This window comes from candidate division WOR-3 bacterium, assembly GCA_016867815.1.
Taxonomy (GTDB): domain Bacteria; phylum Hydrothermota; class Tepidihabitantia; order Tepidihabitantales; family Tepidihabitantaceae; genus UBA2258.
Genome location: VGIR01000152.1, coordinates 1 through 4,530, shown reverse-complemented (window position 1 = coordinate 4,530; position 4,530 = coordinate 1). Strand labels below are relative to the sequence as shown.

The 4,530-nt window shown below is 60.7% G+C and carries 3 protein-coding genes; 2 read left to right on the top strand and 1 reads right to left on the bottom strand.

Going from position 1 to position 4,530, the window contains the following annotated elements:
* Nucleotides 1-143: 143 nt before the first annotated feature.
* Nucleotides 144-698: a YcxB family protein gene (locus FJY68_13570; protein MBM3332854.1), complete on the bottom strand. Its 555-nt coding sequence runs from the start codon at nt 696-698 to the stop codon at nt 144-146.
* A gap of 211 nt (nt 699-909) precedes the next feature.
* Between FJY68_13570 and FJY68_13565 the strand changes: the two genes are divergently transcribed.
* Nucleotides 910-3,228, top strand: coding sequence for a hypothetical protein (locus tag FJY68_13565; GenBank protein MBM3332853.1), 2,319 nt, complete (start codon nt 910-912; stop codon nt 3,226-3,228).
* 3 nt (nt 3,229-3,231) lie between these two features.
* On the top strand, nt 3,232-4,329 hold the full coding sequence (locus tag FJY68_13560) for a sigma-54-dependent Fis family transcriptional regulator (GenBank protein MBM3332852.1): 1,098 nt from the start codon (nt 3,232-3,234) through the stop codon (nt 4,327-4,329).
* The last annotated feature ends 201 nt before the right edge of the window (nt 4,330-4,530 follow it).

Here is a 4,530-nt window from a genome sequence, read left to right as displayed (position 1 = left end):
GACCTTGGCGATCTTGGCGGTTTCTCCAGTCCTCACTTCCGCACTCTGCCTTCCGTATTCGAACTCCCGTCCTTGCTCGCCCCTTCGCATTCCTTTCAGTCAATCTGCATTTTGCAGTTTGCATTCCGCACTTTGACTACATCTCAGCTTGGCTCATCATCAAGCCGAAGCCGCTCGTCCGGCGGTGGCGGCGCAAACCGCTTCTCCAGGTACGCGATGATATCCTCCGTCCGCACCGGTTCCGGCGTCATGCGTCTTGCGTCATGCGTATCGCGTTCCCCGGCGTTCTCTCGCCTGACCGTGCCCTCCTTTCGGCGTTTGGCGTTCGGCGTCTGGCGTTCGCCTACGGGCAGCAGCAGATGCACGCCGCGGAAGTTATCGAGGTAGTTCTTCCGCGAAAACGGGCTGATGACGATACCGCCCGACGTGCGGAACCAGCGACGGAACTGCTTCCACTCATAGCGGGCGGTGAAGAACCGCTTGTCCACCTCGATGCCCTTTTCGGTGAAAGTGCAGGTTATGGGCAGAAAGTACGTATTCAACGCCAGGAACATCACGACCACGGCCAGGCCTGCCAGCATCGGTCCAAACACGACCCAGCTGAATGCGACAAACGCCAAGATGAAAACCGATGCCACAACCGTCTTGGTTGGGTTTTCCTTCGCCCGGTGTATCGTCCAGCTCAGCGGTTCAGCCATTGCTCAATCGTACCGCAACCTATGCGGACTGTCTAGTCCTCAGTCGCCGCCCAAGGCTAGCTTCGGTTGATTGAGTAGACGCCGCATACGAGCGGCTGGCCGGCCCGGACCACGCCAACCAGCGCGGCTCGGCTCAGCCGCCGTTCGGCCAAACCACTGGGTTTGCCCCGGCATTGACTGAACTGGCCTTTCCGGCTACCATTCGCCTAGGATGCGCCGATGTCTGCTAACGGTCGCGCTCTTGCTGTTCGGCTGCGGCGTGCCACCACCAATCGAAGTCACTCTTAGGTGGCAAACATCTGCATTGGACATGTGGCCGGCGAACGTCACCGGGGACTCCTCGGACGAACTGCTTGTGGTGGACAGCGCCACGGTTGAGCCTCGAGACCAGTCGTTGCTCGCCATCGGTAGCACTGCTGCCTTCCCGGCAGGGACATTCGGCAGCCATGGCACCGTAGCAGGCGCTACTGACAGCTTGCACATGTGGGTTTCGCTGAAGCGGAGCGACTCGCTGTTCCTGTACGACCTGTACAACCGGATAGCGACGTTCGTGACGACGGGCCTCGACGTGGATCGCGCAACGCCCGGATGGGATGGAGGAATCGGCCAAGTCGCGGTTGCCGACCTCGATGCAGACGGCCGAGCCGAGGCCATCGTGCGCGTTGGTAGCGGCTGGGACCGAGCACCGCGGGGTCTCATCGCCTTGGATTGGCAGACCGGTAGGGAGGTCGGTCGTTTCGATTGCGGACCGGGGCCGACCGCGTTCACGTTGAGCGATATCAACAACGACGGGCGCGACGAGATTGTATTCGGCTCTTGGGCGCCGGCGAATGGCAACGACGCAAACGGCCTCTCAGACTCGTTCACCTATGCAATCGCCCTGAACGACAGCCTGAAGCCGGTATGGATCCAGAGGTTGGGACACTACTCATCAGAAGTCGTGGTCGCGCCGGGCAGACGTCTCCGAGGGAGTTCATCGTTTCTAGTCGCGTGCGAGGTGGGCAACTCGGTAGAGAATCGGAAAAGCGACAGTATCTGGCTGCTCGACCCGACCGACGGTCGCAGGCTGCGTGGAACCAGCTCCGGGCGGTTCAACACTGCGTTTGAGATGGTGGACGACGAACGCCTGGGTTCACTGGTGGTCACCGCTGGGACCGACGATACCATCAGGGCCTATGACTCCAGTTTGAAGCTCGTTGCGAAAACCCGTGTCACCGGTCTCGCCAAGGGGATTGTGGACATGCGAGCGGGGCGCTTCACGGGAGGGCGCGGCCAGGAGCTAGCGGTGAGCACGGGTTCCTCGATGATCGTGATCATGGACTCGCGCCTCAGAAGACTGGCCGAGGTAGGGGTGGGTGGGACGCAGCTACTGCGCACTGCCCGTCATGGTGGCCACGACCGGCTACTGGCCGGGGCCCGCATGACGCCAAACTGGAGTCTGCATGAGATGCGAGTAGTGCCCTTCCTTAACCGAGGAGTCACGCTGGGGCTAGTGCTTCCGGCATTCGTGCTACTACTGCTCGTACTTGCCACCAGTATGGTCTACTTCCGCTACCGTCAGACCAGCGACATCCGAGCCGTTGTCCGTGGGCTTACCGGCCAAGCAGGAATCGTGGATCTCGACCACCGGGGACGAGTGCGGCGCTCGAACCCGAAGGCGCGCGAACTGCTGGGCGGCGACACACTTCCGGCTGGGCCGCTGGCACGGATGGTAACAGCAGCTCTGGCCGAACCAGCCGGGTCATTGCCAAGAGAACTGCCAGTTGTGCTGCCCGATGGCAAGGCAGTATTGGCAAGGGCCGCGCGCGTTAGGTCGGGCGTGATGCTGACGCTGGAAGACATCTCGGCGGTCGAATACCTGAAGCGCGTTTCTGCGTGGGTGCCAGTAGCCCAGAAACTCGCCCACGACATCAAGAATCCCCTCACCGCGATAAGTCTTACGCTGCAAAGGTTAGAGAAGACCGCAGGGCCGGACTCGCAGCGCAACGTTGACAGCATGAAGGATGACATCGACCGACTGAAGAAAATGGCCGATGGGTTCATGCGGTTAACAAAGATCGAGCCACCGCAGCTCCATCCATTGGAGGTGAACGATGTCGTGCGAAACGCTATCGGGAAGTTCGATGCTGTCCTGCCGGAAGGCATTGCAGTGGTGGTGGACTTGGCGGTCGGCTTGCCGCCGATAGGGCTAGACCGCGACCAGATGGCCGTGGCCTTCTCCAACATCATCGAGAACTCTATCAGCGCGATGGACGACGCAGGAACGCTCACCGTCAGCAGTTCACTGTCGGACGACGGAAACCGGATAGCCGTAGTGTTCCGCGACACGGGGAAGGGCATTCCTGAGCGGTACCTTGGCAGAGTATTCGAACCCTACTTCACCCTCAAACCCGGCGGGACTGGTCTTGGCCTAGCCATCACCAAACGCATAGTCGAGGACCACAAGGGTGCCATTGCCCTGGAGAGCAAAGAAGGTGAGGGGACAACGGTGACCATAGTGCTGCCTGTAGCGGGCACGGAGGGTGCATAGCCTATGGCGATGAAGCAACGTATACTTGTCGTTGACGACGACGCCAAGGTCCGAGCTCTGCTCGACGAAATGCTGTCCGAGCTAGAGTACAAAGTCGTGTCGGCGGCGGACGGAACCGAGGCGCTGGAGCGCTTAGATGAGAACGACTTGAGCCTGGTCCTGCTCGACTATCAGTTGCCGGACATAGATGGCCTGACCGTGCTCGAGGAAGTCAAGAAACGCAAGCCTGCCCTGCCGGTAGTGATGATATCGGGATTCGGCACCATCAAGCTGGCAGTGGAAGCCACCAAGCGAGGCGCGTACGACTTCGTCGAGAAGCCGCCTGACGTCAACCGCGTCGCTGTCGTCATCAAGAACGCCTTGGAGCAGGACGCGCTACGCAGAGAAGTTGAGATGCTGCGTGCCGAGACGCTTGCCCGCTACCAGATGGTCGGCACTTCCGCACAGATGCAGCGACTATACGAGATGATAGACCGCGTTGCACCTTCAAAGGCCAGCGTACTGATTGTGGGAGAGAACGGCACCGGAAAAGACCTTGTTGCCCGCGCAATCCATCAGAAGAGCGCAGTGGCGGGCGGCCAGTTCATCAGGCTCAACTGCGCAGCAATCCCCCATGAGTTGATAGAAAGCGAGTTGTTCGGCCACGAGAGGGGCGCGTTCACCGGCGCTGTCGCACAGAAGCCCGGCAAGCTGGAACTCGCAGACAAAGGGACAGTCTTGCTCGACGAAGTCGGAGACTTGAGCCTCGCGGCACAGGCCAAACTACTCCGCTTCCTGCAGGACGGTGAGATTCAGCACGTGGGCGGGACCTCAACCCGCGAGATTGACGTCCGTGTCATCGCTGCCACCAACAAGGACCTGGGCGAGGCGATACAGCACAGGTCGTTCCGCGAGGACCTCTACTACCGTCTTAGTGTGGTCGCTATCAGGGTCCCGCCCCTGCGCGAGCGCAAGGAGGACATACCCTTGCTAGCTGCCTACTTCATCGAACAGGCCAGCGCCGAGCACGGCGTGCCGCAGAAAAGCCTGACCGATGACGCCGTGGCGCTGCTCGTGGCCCAGACGTGGCACGGCAACATCCGGAGCATGTCCCTCGGTTAGTTGAAATTCCTAGCGGCTCCCACATCACTTTAGGCAACTCTCTCTGTTGCGTCAATTTCTTTCGGTGACGCGGACCGTTCCAGTGCACTCAGCAATGCGGGGATGTGCCGGTAGCCATCTACGCACCGGAAGTGCTGCTCGGCATGTAGCAGCCCAGCTACACACCAGCGCCAGCGCATCTCGCCAGGGCGCCAGCGCTTC